Annotated in this window: 15 protein-coding genes, 2 pseudogenes and 1 other annotated feature; of the genes and pseudogenes, 9 read left to right on the forward strand and 8 right to left on the reverse strand. The window is 64.5% G+C overall.

Annotation, left to right across the window (positions count from 1 at the left end):
- The 4 genes and pseudogenes from G3N96_RS32000 to asnB form a co-directional block, all read left to right on the forward strand.
- Positions 1-1,169 (forward strand): efflux RND transporter periplasmic adaptor subunit (locus tag G3N96_RS32000; protein ID WP_206139675.1); only part of this gene is annotated, 1,169 nt, incomplete at its 5' end.
- A gap of 31 nt (positions 1,170-1,200) precedes the next feature.
- Positions 1,201-2,754, forward strand: a complete 1,554-nt coding sequence (locus G3N96_RS32005; RefSeq protein ID WP_206139676.1) for an efflux transporter outer membrane subunit — start codon at positions 1,201-1,203, stop codon at positions 2,752-2,754.
- Between the two features lie 101 nt (positions 2,755-2,855).
- Positions 2,856-3,002 (forward strand): annotated as a pseudogene (locus G3N96_RS32010) (IS3 family transposase); the annotation flags it as partial.
- A 327-nt stretch (positions 3,003-3,329) separates the two neighbouring features.
- On the forward strand, positions 3,330-5,102 hold the full coding sequence (gene asnB, locus G3N96_RS32015; protein ID WP_206139677.1) for an asparagine synthase (glutamine-hydrolyzing): 1,773 nt from the start codon (positions 3,330-3,332) through the stop codon (positions 5,100-5,102).
- Between the two features lie 215 nt (positions 5,103-5,317).
- On the opposite strand, the gene G3N96_RS32020 is transcribed toward asnB, so the two are convergent.
- From G3N96_RS32020 to G3N96_RS32030, 3 genes are all read right to left on the reverse strand, one after another.
- A complete protein-coding gene (locus G3N96_RS32020; protein WP_206139678.1) occupies positions 5,318-6,778 on the reverse strand; it encodes a heavy metal sensor histidine kinase in 1,461 nt (486 codons plus the stop codon).
- On the reverse strand, positions 6,775-7,452 hold the full coding sequence (locus tag G3N96_RS32025; protein WP_027786146.1) for a heavy metal response regulator transcription factor: 678 nt from the start codon (positions 7,450-7,452) through the stop codon (positions 6,775-6,777). The genes G3N96_RS32020 and G3N96_RS32025 overlap by 4 nt, the downstream gene beginning before the upstream one ends.
- Positions 7,453-7,799: 347 nt before the next feature.
- On the reverse strand, positions 7,800-7,976 hold the full coding sequence (locus G3N96_RS32030) for a hypothetical protein (RefSeq protein ID WP_206139679.1): 177 nt from the start codon (positions 7,974-7,976) through the stop codon (positions 7,800-7,802).
- Positions 7,977-8,302: 326 nt separating this feature from the next.
- Between G3N96_RS32030 and rbsK the strand changes: the two genes are divergently transcribed.
- Genes rbsK through G3N96_RS32045 form a run of 3 tightly spaced genes read left to right on the forward strand, consistent with a single transcriptional unit; the run spans position 8,303 to position 11,699 of the window.
- Positions 8,303-9,229, forward strand: a complete 927-nt coding sequence (gene rbsK / locus G3N96_RS32035; RefSeq protein ID WP_206139680.1) for a ribokinase — start codon at positions 8,303-8,305, stop codon at positions 9,227-9,229.
- A 41-nt stretch (positions 9,230-9,270) separates the two neighbouring features.
- Positions 9,271-10,644 (forward strand): L-fucose:H+ symporter permease, encoded by a 1,374-nt coding sequence (fucP, locus tag G3N96_RS32040; protein WP_206139681.1) that lies wholly within the window; start codon positions 9,271-9,273, stop codon positions 10,642-10,644.
- A gap of 2 nt (positions 10,645-10,646) precedes the next feature.
- Complete coding sequence (locus G3N96_RS32045) at positions 10,647-11,699, forward strand: aldose 1-epimerase family protein (protein WP_206139682.1); 1,053 nt, start codon at positions 10,647-10,649, stop codon at positions 11,697-11,699.
- 22 nt (positions 11,700-11,721) lie between these two features.
- Here the strand turns inward: G3N96_RS32045 and deoR are convergent, their stop codons facing one another.
- Positions 11,722-12,492: a DNA-binding transcriptional repressor DeoR gene (gene deoR / locus G3N96_RS32050; protein WP_206139683.1), complete on the reverse strand. Its 771-nt coding sequence runs from the start codon at positions 12,490-12,492 to the stop codon at positions 11,722-11,724.
- Positions 12,493-12,638: 146 nt separating this feature from the next.
- On the opposite strand from deoR, the gene deoC reads away from it, so the two are divergent.
- Together deoC and G3N96_RS32060 are read left to right on the forward strand one after the other, a co-directional pair.
- On the forward strand, positions 12,639-13,319 hold the full coding sequence (gene deoC, locus G3N96_RS32055) for a deoxyribose-phosphate aldolase (protein ID WP_089475975.1): 681 nt from the start codon (positions 12,639-12,641) through the stop codon (positions 13,317-13,319).
- A 261-nt stretch (positions 13,320-13,580) separates the two neighbouring features.
- A protein-coding gene (locus G3N96_RS32060; protein ID WP_206139684.1) for an IS3 family transposase occupies positions 13,581-14,680 on the forward strand; the annotation gives its coding sequence in 2 pieces (ribosomal slippage) (positions 13,581-13,833 and positions 13,833-14,680; 1,101 coding nt in all).
- Positions 14,681-14,708: 28 nt separating this feature from the next.
- On the opposite strand, the pseudogene G3N96_RS32065 reads toward G3N96_RS32060, so the two are convergent.
- From G3N96_RS32065 to G3N96_RS39420, 4 genes and pseudogenes are all read right to left on the reverse strand, one after another.
- A pseudogene (locus G3N96_RS32065) lies at positions 14,709-15,594 on the reverse strand (IS3 family transposase); the annotation flags it as partial.
- Positions 15,197-15,313: a sequence feature (AL1L pseudoknot), on the reverse strand. Its footprint overlaps the pseudogene before it by 117 nt.
- A gap of 383 nt (positions 15,595-15,977) precedes the next feature.
- Positions 15,978-16,985 (reverse strand): RHS repeat-associated core domain-containing protein, encoded by a 1,008-nt coding sequence (locus G3N96_RS39780; protein WP_346778921.1) that lies wholly within the window; start codon positions 16,983-16,985, stop codon positions 15,978-15,980.
- A gap of 110 nt (positions 16,986-17,095) precedes the next feature.
- On the reverse strand, positions 17,096-17,491 hold the full coding sequence (locus G3N96_RS32075) for a hypothetical protein (RefSeq protein ID WP_206139685.1): 396 nt from the start codon (positions 17,489-17,491) through the stop codon (positions 17,096-17,098).
- Positions 17,488-18,266 (reverse strand): RHS repeat-associated core domain-containing protein (locus tag G3N96_RS39420; protein ID WP_241022922.1); only part of this gene is annotated, 779 nt, incomplete at its 5' end. The genes G3N96_RS39420 and G3N96_RS32075, both read right to left, overlap by 4 nt.

Genomic DNA, 18,266 nt, shown 5'->3' on the forward strand with positions numbered 1-18,266 from the left:
CGCAAGCGCTGCCGGTGTCGGTGATCGCGCCCGGCACGGCGCCCGCCGACCAGACGCTGACGCTGCCCGGCTCGGTGATGCCGTTCGCGGAAGCGTCGATCTATGCGCGCACCAGCGGCTATATCGCGCACTGGAGCGCGGATCTCGGCATGCACGTGAAGGCCGGCCAGCCGCTCGCGCGGATCGCCGCGCCCGATCTCGATGCGCAGTTACGCCAGGCGCGCGCCGACGCGGCCACCGCGCAGGCGAACTACGACTATGCGAAATCGACCGCGCAGCGCTGGCAGGACATGCTGAAGTCGCAATCGGTGTCGCAGCAGGACACCGACACGAAGGTGGCCGACATGAACGCGAAGCGTGCGATGCTCGCGTCCGCGCAGGCGAACGTCGCGCACCTGAACGAGCTGGTGTCGTACGAAGCGGTCAGCGCGCCGTTCGACGGCGTGATCACCGCCCGCAACGTCGATGTCGGCACGCTCGTCACCGCGGGCGGCACGCCGGGCAGCCCGGGCTTGTCCGGCGAGCTGTTCCATCTGGAGCAGACGGGCACGCTGCGCGTGTTCGTCGACGTGCCGCAGGACAGCGCGGCCGACGTATCCACCGGCACGTCGGTCTACCTGACCACGCAGCAGTATCCGGGGCGGCACTTTGCCGCGCGCGTCGCGCGCACGGCCGGCGCGATCGATCCGGTCACGCGCACGCTGCGCGTCGAAATCGACGTCGACAACGCCGACGGCGCGCTGCTGCCCGGTGCGTATGCGCAGGCGCACCTCGTCGTCGCGAGCGCGGCGCCCGCGTTCGAGCTGCCCGTCAGCGCGCTGCTGTTCCGGCCGGACGGCGTGACGGTGGCGACCGTCGCCGCGAACGGACGCACCGCGCTCACGCGCGTGCAGATCGGGCGCGATTTCGGCACACGCGTCGAGATCGTCTCGGGGCTCGCGGCAGGCGATCGCGTGATCGACAACCCGGGCGATGCGATCACCGCCGGCGAAGTCGTGAAGATCGTGTCGATCGCGCACGCGGCGGCACCGGTTGCCGATTCGTCCGTGCAAAGCGCGCAACCCGCGCCCGCGAGCGGTGCGGGCGGCGTGCCGCCGATTCGCGCGAGCCGCGCAGCACCGGCCGAGCCGGCCGTACCGACACCCGCCGCGACGCCCGCACGCGGCTGACCCATCGAAGACCCCTGACGAGATATCCGCCATGCGCCTCGCTCATCCGCTCCCGTTCGCCCGCCGCGCCGTCGCGCTCGGCGCCGCCGCGGCATTGGCCGCGTTGACCGCCTGCACGACGCTGCCGCCGTATTCACCGCCTGCGGTCGCCGTACCGGCGCACTACGCGGGCGCACCGGCCGCACCGGCTGCGCCGGCCACGCAAGCCGGCTGGCACGTCGCGATGCCGGCCGACGCCGCCGCGCGCGGCGCATGGTGGACCGTGTTCGGCGACGCCGAGCTGAACGCACTCGAAGCGCGCGTCGACGTATCGAACCAGACGGTGAAGAAAGCGCTCACCGATTTGCAGCAGGCCCGCGCGATGGTCGACTACCAGCATGCGGGGTTCCTGCCGACGATCACCGCGGGCGCCGCGCAAAGCCGCGCACGCGTGTCGCAGAACCGGCTCGGCTCGTCGCTGGCCGGCAAGACCACCCCCGACTATCAGGCCGGCGTGGCCGCGAGCTGGGAGCCCGACGTATTCGGCCGCGTGCGCGATGCGGTGGCGGGTGCGCAGGCGAACGCCGCCGCGAGCGCGGCGGACCTGCAGGCCGTGAAGCTGTCGGTGACGGCCGAGCTCGCGACCGACTATTTCGCGCTGCGCTCGCTCGACACGCAGAAGCAGCTGCTCGACGACACGGTGCACGCGTACGCGGACGCACTGACGCTGCTGAAGCAGCAGCTCGCGGCCGGTGCGATCGACGCGTCGGCGGTCGCGCAGGCCGACACGCAGCTCGAAGCGACGCGCACGCAGGACACCGACATCGACGCGTCGCGCGCGCAGCGCCAGCATGCCATCGCGACGCTGGTCGGCGAAAGCGCGTCGACGTTCGCGCTGCCGCCGCGTGTGCAGTCGTACGACGTGCCGGCCATCCCGCCGGGCGTGCCGTCGCAACTGCTCGAGCGTCGGCCCGACATCGCGGCGGCCGAGCGGCGCGTCGCGGCCGCGAATGCGCAGATCGGCGAGGCGCGCGCGGCGTTCTTTCCGGACCTCGTGCTGTCGGCGAGCGCCGGGCTCGAAAGTTCGTTCTTTACGCCCTGGCTCGCCGCGCCGAGCCTGTTCTGGTCGCTCGGCCCGCAACTCGCCGGCACGCTGTTCGACGGCGGGCGCCGCAGCGCGTCGCTGCGCGGCGCGCATGCGCAATACGACGGCGCGGTCGCCGATTACCGGCAAACCGTGCTGGTGGCGTTCCAGCAGGTCGAGGATCAGTTGTCGTCGCTCGATGCGCTCGCGTCGGAGGCGCGCAGCCAGCGGCGCGCGACCGACGCGGCCGACCTGTCGCTGCGGCTGACGACGAACCGGTACAACGCAGGCGCCGTCAGCTACCTGGATGTCGTCACCGCGCAGACGATCGCGCTGACGAACCGGCGCACGGCCGACCAGATCGACGCGCGGCGAATGGAGGCCGAGGTCGGGTTGTTGAAGGCGTTGGGCGGCGGCTGGCAGGCGAGTGCAGGCACGGACGCGGATTCAGACACCGGCGCGAAACAACACGCGGTGGCCGTCCGGCCTGAACCCGGCGTCACTCAGCCGGCGGCCGGTTGAACCTGCGAGGAACGCGTGCGCGCGCTACGCCCGCGAAAATCTTTTCGCGCTGCGCTTACGATGCTGCCTCTCTGCCTCGACGTCGGCCATCTCTGTCGTTGCCAGCTGAAATCGAGTGGTTGAGCGACAACGGTTCCGGCTACACGGCAGACGAAACGCGCAGGTTTGCGGTGGATATCGGTCTGAAGCCATTGACCACGCCCGTGTGCAGCCCGCAAAGTAACGGTATGGTTGAAAGCCTCGTGAAACATGATGTACCCGTAACGTTTCTGTCCTTCGCCCTGGTTGCCCCGCTTCTGGCAGTCGGGAAAAAATCCAGATGTGGGAGGGCGAGGTCTTCGCAGATGGCGCGCTTGAACGCGCATCAGCAAAATCTTCGCGCATGCATCCCCCATTTTTTCATGAGCGCAACGCGTGCAGACACAAAAAGAACGTCGCTCCCAGCCTTTGCTGACGGCATTACCACGAGTTTTCCCATTGGCAGTATCTGTGGTGACTGCTAGCAAAAACGTCGAACGGCAACAGCGAGGGACCACGCTGTTGCTCGCTCCCGTTCAACTGGGCGTGACCGTCTGATGTGCGGCTTGGCTGGGCTGATTCGCCATGACGGCCAAGCGCCGACGCAGGTCGAGCGGGTGCTCGCCATGCGCGAGCGACAACGGCATCGTGGGCCAGATGGCCGCGGCTTGTGGCATGACCAACACGCCGTGCTTGCTCACGACCGTTTGGCTTTACTCGACGCCGAGCATGGCACGCAGCCGATGTGCAGTGCCGACCATCGTTACGTGCTGGTCTACAACGGCGAGATCTACAACTACGCTGAGCTTCGCCACGAACTGAGCGCGCGCTGGTCGTTCCGCACGAACACCGATACCGAGGTGGTGCTCGCCGCGTATGCAGCATGGGGCGAAGCGTGTCTTCGGCGCTTCAACGGCATGTTCGCGTTCCTGGTGTGGGACACCCATCGTCAACGAGCCTTTGCCGCGCGCGACCGGCTGGGCGTCAAGCCGTTCGTTTACCTGCAACAGGGGGCGGAATTCCTGTTTGCCTCGGAGGCCAAAGGACTGCTGCCTGCGATGCAGGCGCCGCGTGCGAATATCGACGCCGTGCTGGAATACCTGGTGGCGCCGTTCTTCAGCGGCGTGGCGCAACCGATGTTCGACGGCATGGCCTACCTGCCGCCCGGGCATCTGCTGCGCCTGGATCGCGATGGCTTGCAGCTATCGCGCTGGGCGCCGGAGATTGCCGAAAACCCCGCTGCCAGGGCGGACGATATCGCCCACGCGCTGCGCGAGCGGCTGTCCGCAGCTGTCCAGCGTAGCTTGATCGCCGATACACCGGTCGGCCTGTTTTTCAGCGGTGGCCTCGACTCCACGCTGATAGGCAGCCTGGCGCGAGCGGCAGGTGCGACACCGCCCTGCCTCACCATTCGCTTTGAAGATCACCATCGCTACGACTACACGCGTTCACTGATCGTGGCTTCCGATGATCAACCTTTCGCCGAACAGGCCGCAAATGAATTGGGCCTGCCACGCGAAGACGTCGTACCCACGCGCTCCGCACTCGCCCAGGATCTGCTGCAATTGGCCACGCAAAACGACGCACTGCCTGCGTGGGAACAGGAGCTGGCGCAACATTACCTGGCGCGAGCCGCCAGCACGCGCCTCAAGGCGGTATTGGTGGGCGATGCCGCCGATGAAACGCACTACGGTTATCACTTTCTGCTCGACCCGCACGCCACCCGCGATCCGACCCATATCCTGCAACGCTTGACCGCCGATCCCTACCTACGGCCCGGCTTGCTGGAGCAACCGTTGCAACACTACGGCGAGGTCTATCGCCAACTCGCGATCGCAGCCGGACACGATTGGCATACGCCCACCTCACGTTTACGCGCCACGCAATGGCTGGTGCGCCATCGTTGGTTGCAGCGGCTGTTGCATAACGGCGATATCCATGGCATGGCACATGGACTGGAAGCGCGCGTCCCCTTCAGCGATACCGAAGTTCTGGACCTGGCTGCCACCATTCCGGCCGAACTGGCGCTACGTGATGGCGTGGAGAAAGCCATGCTGCGTGAAGCGTCGCGCGGTGCATTGCCGGAAGCCGTGCGCCTGCGCAGGAAGTCGGCCTTACCCAAGGATCAAGGCAACGGCAAGGCATTGCGCCAGCACACCCGCGAAATACTGTCCACGGACGCCGACCGCATCGCCGGCTTGCTCGACGTACCCCGGCTGCAGCGCCGCTGCGCCGATCCATCCCCGCTGAATGAGCAAGAGCGCGCCGTCATGTTTCGGGCCTGCTCGTTGGCGCACTGGTCGCGGGTTCACGGCGTGAGCATGCCATGAGGCGAGCCTTGGTTTGCGTGGTACCCGAGAAGGAGCCTCTCGATCTTTGTATCGAACCTGACCAGCGCTTGCGAACCGGTAGGCTTCGAAGTGGCGTTCTACGCGCCCGCCATCCCAGCCTGGCCGGGTTGCTGGCGGATGACAGGCGAGCGCAAACGCGGAAATGAACACCGGCACGCAGGCACACGCGGTGGCCGCGCGGCCCGAACTCGCCGTCACGCTGCCGACGGCCGGCTGAACGTGAGCGTGAAACGCGTGCCGGCCGCATCGCTTTCGACGCGGGCGGACCCGCCGTGCAACTCCATCACCGACCGCACGATCGCGAGGCCGAGCCCGGCCGTGCCGCCCGGCGCACCGCCGCTGCGCGCCGGGTCGCCGCGCACGAACCGGTCGAAGATCCGCGGCAGCAGCGCGGGATCGATCGGTTCGCCGGGATTCGCGACGACGACGCGCACCGCATCCGGCGTTTCGTCGACGGCGAGCGTGATGACCCCGCCCGCCGGCGTATATCGCAGCGCGTTCGCGAGCAGGTTGCCGATCGCGCGGCGAAACAGCTCGACGTCGGCGGTCAGCCGCCCTTGCCCGTCGACGCGCAGCGTCGAGCCCGCTTCTTCGGCGAGCCCCTCGAAATACTCGGCGATGCGCTCGAGTTCGTCGCGCACGTCGAACGCGCGCTGCCGCGTGACGAAGCTCGGATGCTCGGCGCGCGCGAGGAACAGCACGTTGTCGATCATCCGCGCGAGCCGGTCGTATTCCTCGAGATTCGATTCGAGCAGCGCCTGGTATTCGTCGGCCGGCCGCGGCCGGGCGAGCGCGACTTCGGTGGCGCCGCGCATATTGTTCAGCGGCGTTCGCAGGTCGTGCGCGAGATCGGCGCTGAACTGCGACAGATGAGAGAACGCCTGCTGCAGGCGGCCGAGCATCGCATTCTGCGCGTCGACGAGCGCCCGCAGCTCGCGCGGCGCGCGCGACGCGTCGAGGCGCGTGTCGAGCTTATCCACGGTGATCCGGCCGGTGTTGTCGACGATCTCGCGCAGCGGCTCGAGTGCCGTTCGGATCAGCCCATAGCCGAGCAGCAGCGCGAACAACGCGCCGAGGCCGCCGGCCAGCTTCAGCCGGTCGCGATAACTGTCGAGCAGCGCGGCCCGGTCGCGCATGTTGCGTGCGATCGCGATGTGAATCGGCGTGCGGTCGCCGAGCAAGGCCTCGATCACGACGCCGCGCATCGGCGTGCCGCCCGCCGCGGTCCATGTGACGAGTTGATCGGCCGTGATCCGGTCGTTCGCGGGTATCGGCGCCGCATTCGGCGCAAACAGCTGCGCGTCGGCCAGCGGCACCGACGCGGCCGGCCGCGCGTCGTCGAGCGCGGCGAGCGTGACGTTGTGGCGCACCAGCATGTCGCCCTGCCCGTCGGTGACGCCCATCGACAGCGCCTCGTTGCCGAGCACCTGGCTCGTGAGCCGCTCCGTATGCGCGCGCACCGCGTCGAGTGATTCGAGCTCGCCCGCGAGCCGGCGCGTATGGCGCGCGGCGAGCACGATGTCGAGGTCGTCCTGCGTATTGACCTGTCGCTCGAGGCTTGCGTACACGTACACGCCGACGAGCGCGAACACGGCCAGCGTGGTCCCGGCGATGGCGAGGGCGAGCGTCGCGGCCAGCGAGCGCGGGCGCGTCATGCGTCGTCCTTCGGTTCGAGCACGTAGCCGACGCCGCGCACCGTGTGGATCAGCTTCACCGGGAACGCGTCGTCGATCTTCGCGCGCAGGCGCCGGATCGCGACTTCGACGACGTTGGTATCGCTGTCGAAATTCATGTCCCACACGTAGGACGCGATCTGCGTGCGGCTCAGTACCTCGCCCTGCCGGCGTGCGAGCAGTTGCAGCAGCGAGAATTCGCGCGGTGTCAGGTCGATCCGCGTGGCGCCGCGCTTCACGCGGCGGCGCACGACGTCGATTTCGAGGTCGCCCACCGCAAGATGCTCGGTTTCGCGTGGCGGCCCGCGCCGCGCGAGCGTGCGGATGCGGGCGAGCAGCTCGACGAACGCGAACGGCTTCACCAGGTAATCGTCGGCGCCGAGCTCGAGGCCGTGCACGCGGTCCTGCACGTCGTCGCGTGCGGTCAGGAACAGCACCGGCGTCGTATGCGTGTCGCGCAGCCGCTTCAGCACGCCCCAGCCGTCGAGCACCGGCAGCATCACGTCGAGCACGATCACGTCGTAGCGCTCTTCCTGCGCGAGCGTCAGCCCTTCGCCGCCGTCCTTCGCGAGATCGACGCTGAACCCCGATTCTTCGAGGCCTTTCTTCAGGTACGCGCCCGTCTTCGGCTCGTCTTCAACTATCAGGATACGCATGGCGGTTCCGTCGCGGTCGTGGTGACATACGGCGATGTTACCGGGAAACGGCGACGGCGCACTGTACGGCGCAAGCGGGAACGGGGTTGATTACAAAACGGTAATCGGGCCGTCAGCGTGGCGTGCGGTGGCGCCTCCCCTGAACCGCCTTGGTGGCACCGATCGGTATTCCCGAGGGGGGCAGCCCGGCGGATGCGGGTGCGGTGCGGAGGCCGGGAACGGAGGACGACCCGGACGACGATGTCCGCACATCGCACGTGTCGTGAACGCGTATGCAACCGAAATCGAAGGCGTCTTCCCGAGCCGCTGCTGCCATTGTTTGGAACCGGCCTGCACGAACCCGCGCGTCAGAGATCCCCCTCCAATTCCGTTTGGATTCCTTCGTATTCCATGAGAATCCTGTCCGCGAAGAACGTCACGAGGTCATCGAAGAAAGCCGATGTCGCCGCATCGCCGAATACGGTCCGATGGAAAAACCGACGGGCCCGCAAATGCTGAGCGATCAGCGCCATTTCCACTTCCATCGACTTGATCGAACGCGACGTTCGATGGACTCGGCAGCTTGGCGCCGCACGCTGCGCCGATCGAGCAATGTCGACGCGTCGTCAAGCGGTTCCATCACGGCCCCGGACGAGCGCATTGCAACTGCGCCGAACGCGAGGACAGGCCGGACTCGAGTGGCATCCGGTCGCACCAAACCACATGCCGACGCGGCCGCGCCCCCGACCGAAAGTGACCCCATTAACATCACAAGATTGCATTTTCACATTTTATGTGATTTTATTTCCACCATTCGCACGCCGCCGCCGTCCACCCGAGCGGCGCACCCCATACCAAGGAAGAGACGCAGATGGAGACAATCGCCGTCATCGGCAGCAACATGGTCGACCTCGTGACCTATGTCGCACGCATGCCCGCCCGGGGCGAAACGCTCGAAGCACCGAACTTCGAGCTCGGCTGCGGCGGCAAGGGGGCAAACCAGGCCGTCGCGGCCGCGCGCCTCGGCGCGCGCGTCGTGATGGTCACGAAGGTCGGCGACGACGTCTTCGCCGACAACACGATCCGCAACTTCGCGCGCGAAGGCATCGACACCACCCACGTGCGCAAGGTCGCCGGCGTGCCGAGCGGCGTCGCGCCGATCTTCGTCGAACCCGATTCGAGCAATAGCATCCTGATCGTCAAGGGCGCGAACCGCCACCTGACGCCGGCCGACATCGACGCGGCCGCGCCGCAGCTCGCCGAATGCGCGCTGATCGTGCTGCAGCTCGAGATCGAGCTCGACACCGTCTATCACGCGATCGAATTCGGCGCGCGCCACGGCATTCCGGTGCTGCTGAATCCCGCGCCCGCGGTGGCCGATCTCGATTTCGAGCGGATCCGCACCGTCGAATTCTTCGTGCCGAACGAAACCGAGCTCGCGATCGTGTCGGGCATGCCGGTCGATTCGCGCGACACCGCGGCGCGCGCCGCCGAAGCGCTGGTCGCGCGCGGGCTCAAGCACGTGCTCGTCACGCTCGGCAGCAACGGTTCGCTGCTGGTATCGCGCGACGGCGTGCAGCACGTGCCGGGCGTACCGGTCGACGCGCGCGACACGACGGGCGCCGGCGATGCGTACATCGGCTGCTTCGCGCGCTGTTATGCCGCGTCCCGCGACGCACTCGACGCGATGCGATACGCGTCCGCGTATGCCGCACATTCGGTCACGGGCCTCGGCACGCAGAAGTCGTACGCCGACACCGCGACGTTCGAACGCTTCCTCCGCGACGCCGGCATGTAAGCGGCGCCTTCATCGACGAGACAATTGGGAAGGAGACACCCATGGGCCGAGCCAGAATCGAACATACCCCCGACGGCTATTACCTGAATCGCACCCCACTCTTCGCGTTCACGCTGCTGTGCTGCCTGTTCGCGCTGTGGGGCACCGCCGCGAACCTGAACGACGTACTGATCGCACAATTCAAGAAGTCGTTCTTCCTGTCCGATTTCGAATCGGCATTCGTGCAGTCCGCGTTCTATCTCGGCTACTTCTTCCTCGCGATTCCGGCCGCGACCGTCGTGAAGAAGTTCAGCTACAAGACGACGATCCTCGTCGGCCTGCTGCTCTACACGACCGGCTGCCTGCTGTTCTTCCCGGCCGCATCGATGGCGAAGTACGGGATGTTCCTCGTCGCGCTGTTCGTGATCGCGGCCGGCCTGTCGTTTCTCGAAACCGCATCGAATTCGTATTCGACGCTGATGGGCCCGCGCGCAACCAGCACGCGGCGGCTGAACATCTCGCAGACGTTCTATCCATTCGGCGCGATGGCCGGCGTGTACATGGGCAGCTTCCTGATCTTCAAGGAAGGCGATGCGTCGCATGCGCAGCTCGCCGCGATGTCGGCCGCCGACGCGCACGTGCACCAGCTCGCGATGATCCAGGCCACGCTCGAGCCGTACAAGTGGCTGATCGTCGTGCTCGTGGCCGTGTTCATCGTGTTCGCGCTCACGCCCTACCCGGCCTGCAAGGGCAACGGCCCGAGCGTGGCCACGCACCGGATCGACGCGCGCGGCACGCTCGCGCGCCTGTTCGGCAACCGGCGCTTCGTCGCGGGCGTCGTCGCGCAGTTCCTGTATGTCGGCGCGCAGGTCGGCGTGTGGAGCTTCACGATCCGGCTCGCGATGCAGATCGGCGGCCTGACCGAGCGCGGCGCGTCCCGCTACCTGCTCGCGACGTTCTTCGCGTTCTTCGTCGGCAAGCTGGTCGCCACGCTCGTGATGAAGCGCGTCGGGCCAGCCAAGGTCCTGATCGTCTACGGCATCCTGTGCATCGCGCTGCTCGCATACACGATCAGCGTGCACGACATCACGGCCGTCTATGCGGCCGTGGGCGTGAGCGTGTTCCTCGGCCCGTGCTGGCCGACGATCTACGGCCTCACGATCGACGGGCTCGGCAAGGACACCGAATACGGCGGCTCGATCCTCGTGATGAGCATCGTCGGGGGCGCGGTCGTGCCGTTGATCCAGGGGCTGATCTCCGATCACACGGGCGGCAACATGCAGCTCGCGTTCATCGTGCCGCTCGCGTGCTTCGTCGTGATCGTCTACTACGGCTTCTACTGCCTGCGTCACCTGCCCGCCGCGACGCCCGACGCAGCCGGCGACGGCAAGGCCCCTGCACGCTACGCCGCCACGCGCAACACGTCGGGAGCCTGAGCATGCGAGGCGAAATCGAACTGCGGCGCGACGACTTCCGCGACACGCCGCGCACGCTGTACCGCACCGACGGGCTCATCGTCACCGCGTGCGCGTATCCGTCCGGCGTCGAGGCGCTGAAGCTCGAGAACCGTCGCGGCCACCTCGTCGTGCTGCCGTATCTCGGCCAGATGATCTGGGCCGCCGCGTTCGACGGCCGCGACCTGACGATGAAGCACATGTTCCGGCAGCCGAAGCGCGCGGCGTCGATCATCGATACCTACGGCTGCTTCATGTTCCACAGCGGGCTGCTGCGCAACGGCTGCCCGGGGCCGGACGACACGCATGCGCTGCACGGCGAGATGCCGTGCGCGCCGATGGATCGCGCGAGCGTCGTCGTCGGCGCGGATGCGCGCGGCGCGTTCGTCGAAGTGACCGGCGAATACGAATACGTGCAGGGATTCGGCAGCCACTACATCGCGCGCCCGTCGGTACGGCTCGCCGAGCACGACGCGCAGATGACGATCGTGATGGAGGTGACGAATCTCGGCGGCACGTCGATGGACCTGATGTACATGGCGCACCTGAACTATGCGTACGTGCCGGGCGGTCGTTTCGTGCAAGCGTTGTCTCGAGGCGGGCTGCGGTTGCGCGACAGCGTGCCCGCGCATGTGAAGCCGACCGCCGCATGGCGCGACTACACGGCCACGCTCGCGCACGCACCGGAGCGGCTTCACACGCTCGATGCGCCTGCGCTGTACGACCCGGAGATCGTGTTCTTCATGAACGGTGCGGAAACGGATGCGGACGGGCTTGCGCATTTCCTGCTCGAACATCCGGATGGCGGCGCGTTCCATACCGCATACCGCCCCGAGCAGTTCCCGCATGCGACGCGCTGGATCCTGCACAACGCGAACCAGCAGGTCGCCGCATTCGCGCTGCCGTCGACCTGCGAGCCGGAGGGGTATGAAGCCGAACGCCGCAAGGGCCATGTGGCGGCGCTCGCGCCGGGTGCGACACGCCGCTTCGAGGTCGTCACCGGCTACCTGAGCGTGGCGGAAGCCCGCGATGCGTGAAGCGATGCGCGGCCGCGCGGCGTCAGGTCACGAGCGCGATCCCGTGTTCGCGGATCGTCGTTTCGTAGCGGCGGCTCAGTTGCCCGTCCGAAATCACGTAGTTGAAGTCGGTCAGCTCGGCGAAGTAGGCCGCGCGCACTTCGTCGAACTTCGTGTGGTCGACGAGCAGGAAGCGGTTCTGCGCATGCGCCATCACCTTCTTCTTCGCGTCGACTTCGTGGAAGTTGAAGCAGGTCACGCCGCAGCGGTCGCTTACGCCGGCTGCGGAGATGAACGCCTTCGACACGCGCACCGTGTCGAGGATGCCCGTCTCGGCCACCGATTCGAACACCATGTTCTTGCGGTGGTACGCGCCGCCGCACAGGATCACGCTGCAATGCGGCTTCTGCTGCAGCTTCGCGAGCACGTTCAGCGAATTGCAGACGGCGGTGAATTCGAGGTCGTCCGGAATGAAGTCGACGACGAACGGCGTGGTCGAGCCGCAGTCGACGAAGATCGTGTCGCCGGTCGTCACGAACTGCGCGGCCAGCTTGCCGATGCGGCGCTTCTCCTCGGTCTGCCGGTCGTTCTCGGTGCTGACCACGTACTCGCCGATGTCGCTGCGCTGCGCGGCGAAGTGGCGCGTCACGTAGCCGCCGATCAGGCTCAAGCCGTGCGGGTTGTCCGCGAGATCGCGGCGGATCGTCATCTCGGATACACCGAACAGCTCGGCCACTTCCTTCAGATGAATCGCGTTCTGCCCTTGCAGCACGTTCATCAATGTCTTGATCCGTTCGCCTTTCTTCGTTTCCATGCCAGTATCCTGCGTGCCCGCTGCATCCGTCGCTCGTCGTGCCGGGCGCGTGGGCCCGGCCGGAATGTCGTATTTGTAACAAACCGATGTGAAAACATCAACTTTACGTGTGCCCTTCCGGCACACGCTCCGTGGAGTCCTGAAACATGCCGCTTTCCAACGCCCAACTCGCTCAAACCATCGATCACACGCTGCTCGCGCCCGACGCGAGCGACGCGCAGATCCGCGAACTCTGCCGCCAGGCGGCCGAGCATCGCTTTTACTCGGTCTGCGTGAATTCGGCGAACGTGCCGCTCGCCGCGCGCGAGCTGGCCGATACCGGCGTGCTCGTCTGTGCGGTGGTCGGCTTTCCGCTCGGTGCCGGGCTGTCGGCCGCCAAGGCATTCGAAGCCACCGCCGCGATCGCGGCGGGCGCCGGCGAGATCGACATGGTGATCAACATCGGCGCGCTGAAGAGCGGCCGCGCCGACGACGTGAAGGCCGATATCGACGCCGTGCACCAGGCATGCGGCGCGGTGCCGCTCAAGGTGATCCTCGAAACGGGGCTGCTGACCGACGACGAGAAGGTGCGCGTGTGCGAGATGTGCCGCGATCTCGGCGTCGCGTTCGTGAAGACGTCGACCGGGTTCGGCCACGGCGGCGCGACGCTCGCGGATGTCGCGCTGATGCGCCGCACGGTCGGCCCCGTGCTCGGCGTGAAGGCGTCCGGCGGCGTGCGCGACCGCGCGGCCGCGCTGGCGATGATCGAGGCCGGCGCGACGCGGCTCGGCACGAGCTCGGGGGTGGCGATCGTGACGGATCAGGGGGGGAGCGGGTCGGGGTATTGACGGATGCTGCAGGCCGCCGATGGATCGGCGGACGCGGTGGTACGTTCGGCGCTCGCGCGCGAGGGTTCGCGCGGATCTCCTTCGCCTGTCCAATAAGAACGCGCTCCGTCTGGTTGAGATCCGGCATCCTGCTAGCGATCGGCATCGTAGTCGCGCTGTGGCGCAGCTTCACTTTGGCTGATGGCATGATCTGACCTGAGACGTTTCTTGTAGCCATCCGGCAAGTGAGTTCTCTTTTATCCTAGGGACAAGGAGGACTCGATGAAGAAGCGATTTACCGACGAGCAGATCATCCGCATCTTGCGCGAGGCCGAGAGCCGGGATGAGCCGGTGAAGGATCTATGCAAGCGCCACAACATTTCGGAACAGACGTTCTATCGTTGGCGCAACAAGTTCGGCGGGATGGACGTGGCTGACGCTCGTCGGCTCAAGGAGCTGGAATCGGAGAACGATCGGCTTAAGCGCCTGATCGCTGAGCAGATGCTGGTAATCGATGGCCTGAAGGAGTTCAGCCGAAAAAAATGATCACCCCGACGGGCCGGCGCGAAGCGCTGGAAGTCCTGACTCGGCGGGGGCTCTCGCAACGCAAGGCATGTCGCTACCTGGGACTGAGCCGCCGAGTGGCGACCTATACGCTCAAGCAACCGGAGAAGGATCGGAGTTTGGGCGAGAGGCTGATGGCGGCCGCGCAAGAGGTGCCGCGCTTCGGCTATCGCCGGATGTCGGCCTGGCTGGCGTTGAACGAATCGCGCGTGCGGCGAATGTGGCGAGCCCTTCAGCTCAACATTGCGCGCCGACGTCCGCGCCGACGTCGTTGCGGCGACGACATACGCCTGCCAGGCGCCACACAGCCCAATTCGGTTTGGAGCTATGACTTTGTGCACGATCAACTGGTGGATGGCCGGGCCTTGAAGATGCTATGCGTGATCGATGAATATACCCGCGAGTGTCTGGCGATCGAGGTTGGCGCCAGCCTGCGGTCGCAGGACGTGATCTTGACGCTATCGCGACTCATGCGGCTGTACGGCAAGCCCGCGTTTGTTCGGTCGGACAACGGCGCCGAATTTACTGCTGCCAAGGTCATGCGTTGGCTGCGAGACGCTGCAATCGGCCCGGCCTTCATTGCGCCTGGCAGTCCATGGCAAAACGGATTCGTCGAAAGCTTCAACGGCAAACTGCGAGACGAATTGCTAAACCGCGAATGGTTCCGCAGCCGCGCCGAGGCCAAGGTGCTCATCGAGCGCTGGCGGCAGTTCTATAACGAGCGCCGGCCCCACAGCGCTCATCGCTACCAACCTCCGGCCACGGTCCGTCGAGCCTGGCTGGATTCCGATAATATCGACGCGAGACTCACTGCGTGACTGGCTACAAAATTCCGCCGCAGGTCATCCCGTCCTCGCCGGGTTGCCTGGCGTACAGCGCCTGTTCAAGTGCATCCAGAACGAAGTCCGTGGTCATCGACGAACTGACGCGCCAGCCAACGATACGTCGATCACGAATGCCACGTACAGCCAGCCTTGCCAAGTCGAGACATACGTAAAATCCGACACCCAGAGCTGATTCGGTCGATCGGCCTTGAACTGCCGGTTGACTCGGTCCAGCGGGCGCGGGGCTATGGCATCAGGAACAGTCGTGCGAACTCGCTTGCCGCGAACTGCGCCTCGCAAACCCTGCAGCTTCATCAACCGCCCGACCGTGCAGCGTGCGACCACGATGCCTTCCCGGTTCATCTGCTTCCAGACCTTCGGTACGCCATAGACCTGCATGTTGGCCTGCCAGACACGCTTGATCTCCGGTTGCAGAATCTCATCACGTTTGGCGCGGGCGCAGCGTTTGGACGGATCTCGAAGCTGCGCGGCATGGCGTCGGTAGCCCGACGGGGCAATCCGCAAGACCTTGCAGATCGGCTCGACCCCGAAGGTGTCGCGATGCTGATCAATGAAGGCCTTCAGGACTTGAAACGGCGGTCGAGCTCCGCCTGGGCGAAAAACGCGCTCGCCAGCTTGAGAATCTCGTTGGCACGGCGCAACTCCTTGACTTCGCGCTCCAAGGCCTTGAGGCGCTCGCGCTCGTCTGTGGTCACGCCATCGCGCTCACCGTGGTCGACCTGGTCGCGCTTGACCCACTCGTGCAGTGTCTGCGGTGTGCAGCCGATCATCGGCGCAATCGATTCGATCGCTGCCCACATCGACGGATGTTCGCTACGCTGCTCGCGCACCAGGCGCACCGCACGCTCTCGGACTTCCGGGGAAAACTTGGTTACCTTCTTGTTCATGGCTCCATTCTCTCAAGAGTTGGAGCCTCCACAAAATCCGGGGCGGTTCACTTGTTGTTAGTTGCTGGACTTGATGCGAAACGCCTCCTTCAGCGTTACTTCATCGTCCCAATCCCCATCTTCGAAGCATCTAACGCCCCTGCTGCTCAATGCTCCTTGCACCAAATTGTACAAATTCAGCGACCTAAAATTAACTTCCAGCCATAACGACCGATCACCCTCTTGAGTCAACCTAGCATCATATTCAGCCGACGTCTGTAGTTCCCGATCCTTCAGACAGACTTCCTGAGCTTGCGCTTTAACACAGGCGTCACTCGACTTCAGTGAATCGATGACAAGCTGCGCTGAAGCAGTGTCGTCAAACACCAATCTATATTCATAGCTCATGATCCGTGCGGCCTCCCTCGAACGGCTGGCAGATCAGCAGGGTTACGGATACCAATGTGCGTTTCATTTGGATCCAGTGATACAAGTCCACGATCATTAAGTTGATTCCCGGCGGGATCTTCCTTGTGGACGTGAGCGTTATTTCCCGATCTATAAGGACAAGGGCACTTGTTTCCGTATTTATGAACCCGGACCTCCGATCCGTCCGCATGCTTCCAAGTCTCGTTCACGCCATTGTCTTTCGTTTTGGCAAAGCCCGCATCATTCAGCACCGACCCTACACGTGACACACTGCGTCCTTTCACCCGAGGCAGATCGGATGCAGCAGAAAGTCCCAGCGGATCGATCCACGTGATGGGGTTCGGCGCGTACTGCCACGCATTCAGCCCACCTTGCAGCCCGATCGGGTCCTTCGATATGAACCTACCCGTATTGGGATCATAGTAGCGGTTGCGGTTATAGTGCAGCCCCGTCTCATGATCGAAGTACTGCCCCTGGAAGCGGATCGGGTTCCGAATACCCGCCTTGCGAGCCGCCTCGCTGATCACCTCCTTCGCTTCACCCCACGCTCGGTAACGCGCGCTCCATTCAATCTCGCCCTGCGCGTCCGTCACCTCCTGCGGTGTGCCGATCTGGTCACATTGGTAATAGCCAATCCTCGTGAACTCCACTGGCCTGTTCGTGCGGCTCCACAACGGATCCCGGTCGATGTCGTAATGCTCATCATAGTCCGGCTGTTCGTGCAGCGGAATCCATCCCGCATGCGTCGCCTGCACCATCGGCACGAAGCTGTTCGGCTCGTACACATAGTGCGTCGTGCGGCCATTGCCACCATGCTCGCCGTTGCCGCTCTCCCACGCCAGCGTATCGCCGTCCCAGCCATATAGCGTGCACTCGCCGTTCACTTCTTTCGCAATACGTCGGTCCGGCGCGTCGTAGTAGTACCGCGACTCACTGCTGCGCGCAGCCTCCTCCACGCTCGTCGCTGTCAGCCGATTGAACAAACTCCAACCGTAAGGTTACTCGCCTGCCTGCGATCTGCGGGGAGCGCGGTCGCCAGTCGCGTTGTGTTAACAATGCGGCTACGACGAAGAAAGTGAATCGCCATCCGACATTATTTTTTTGTATCAATACCATCCGGCCCAACAAAATTACTCACCTCGATATCCACAACATCAAAATCAAAACTCGGCTCCCTGCCAAACAACGCGACAAAAAGATTGCGCACAAATTGTTCCTTATCTTTCACTTCATCCAAAGGAATCTCTTGCGGAAGCAATTCCCTCCAATTGTCATCACACGAATGCGAAGCCAAGACATACTCCAAAACATCTGAAACCATAGACTGAGAAACCGGTCCGAATCTATCAAACCTCGACTTCATTTCCCCAAACAACCGATCCAAATCATTTTTTTTATTAATATAAAAATCATCCAACTCATCATCTCTCATTGAATCGAGATAATAATATAATGGCCTGATATAGCTGAAATTGATAATTTTTTTCATGGTGATGGCAACTTTGGAAACGCTGTAATGATATTTCCATCCCGGCGAACAATGGTAACCTCCGACGCACTCAATACTGTGCCGCCCCCTTTTCGATAGCCTTCGCCTACAGTTCTGCCCATCTCGAAAGTTACTGAATTTTCCCCGTTGGCGTTCATCTTCGCCGCACCGCGCTGAATCGCATCCAACTGATCAACATTACTCATAAAGCGCGTCGAGTCGGTCGGACGAGGGCGCTTAGGGCACGGGCAATCGGGCGGAATTCCCGTCACGGCACGATGCTCCTGCTGAGCAAGTGTTGTCCCTGCTCCATGACGAGCATAGGCGTGCCCTCCGCCCTTTGCGTCGATATTCTGCAAAATATTACCTGCGCGACGATTCGCACGATTTCCGGCTAAGCCTAAAGGATCGACCCATTCGGTACCGTTCGGTGCATATTGGTACGCATTCAGCCCACCTTGTAGCCCGATCGGATCCTTTGATATGAACCGCCCTGAACTCGGATCATAGTACCTGTGCCGGTTGTAATGCAGCCCCGTCTCATGATCGAAGTACTGCCCCTGGAAGCGGATCGGGTTCCGAACACCCGCCTTGCGCGCCGCCTCGCTGATCACCTCCTTCGCTTCACCCCACGCTCGGTAACGCGCGCTCCACGCAATCTCACCCTGCTCGTCCGTCACCTCCTGCGGCGTGCCGATCTGGTCACACTGGTAATAGCCGATCCGCCCAAACGCCACCGGCCGGTTCGTGCGACTCCACAGCGGGTCCCGGTCGA

The sequence above is a fragment of the Burkholderia sp. Se-20373 genome, assembly GCF_017104705.1.
GTDB lineage: Bacteria > Pseudomonadota > Gammaproteobacteria > Burkholderiales > Burkholderiaceae > Burkholderia.

Excerpts from the sequence above, each read along its gene's own strand:
- G3N96_RS32005 (WP_206139676.1), top strand. The coding sequence starts at position 1,201 with ATGCGCCTCGCTCATCCGCTCCCGTTCGCCCGCCGCGCCGTCGCGCTC.
- asnB (WP_206139677.1), top strand. The coding sequence starts at position 3,330 with ATGTGCGGCTTGGCTGGGCTGATTCGCCATGACGGCCAAGCGCCGACG.
- G3N96_RS32020 (WP_206139678.1), bottom strand. The coding sequence starts at position 6,778 with ATGACGCGCCCGCGCTCGCTGGCCGCGACGCTCGCCCTCGCCATCGCC.
- G3N96_RS32025 (WP_027786146.1), bottom strand. The coding sequence starts at position 7,452 with ATGCGTATCCTGATAGTTGAAGACGAGCCGAAGACGGGCGCGTACCTG.
- G3N96_RS32030 (WP_206139679.1), bottom strand. The coding sequence starts at position 7,976 with ATGGAAGTGGAAATGGCGCTGATCGCTCAGCATTTGCGGGCCCGTCGG.
- rbsK (WP_206139680.1), top strand. The coding sequence starts at position 8,303 with ATGGAGACAATCGCCGTCATCGGCAGCAACATGGTCGACCTCGTGACC.
- fucP (WP_206139681.1), top strand. The coding sequence starts at position 9,271 with ATGGGCCGAGCCAGAATCGAACATACCCCCGACGGCTATTACCTGAAT.
- G3N96_RS32045 (WP_206139682.1), top strand. The coding sequence starts at position 10,647 with ATGCGAGGCGAAATCGAACTGCGGCGCGACGACTTCCGCGACACGCCG.
- deoR (WP_206139683.1), bottom strand. The coding sequence starts at position 12,492 with ATGGAAACGAAGAAAGGCGAACGGATCAAGACATTGATGAACGTGCTG.
- deoC (WP_089475975.1), top strand. The coding sequence starts at position 12,639 with ATGCCGCTTTCCAACGCCCAACTCGCTCAAACCATCGATCACACGCTG.
- G3N96_RS32075 (WP_206139685.1), bottom strand. The coding sequence starts at position 17,491 with ATGAAAAAAATTATCAATTTCAGCTATATCAGGCCATTATATTATTAT.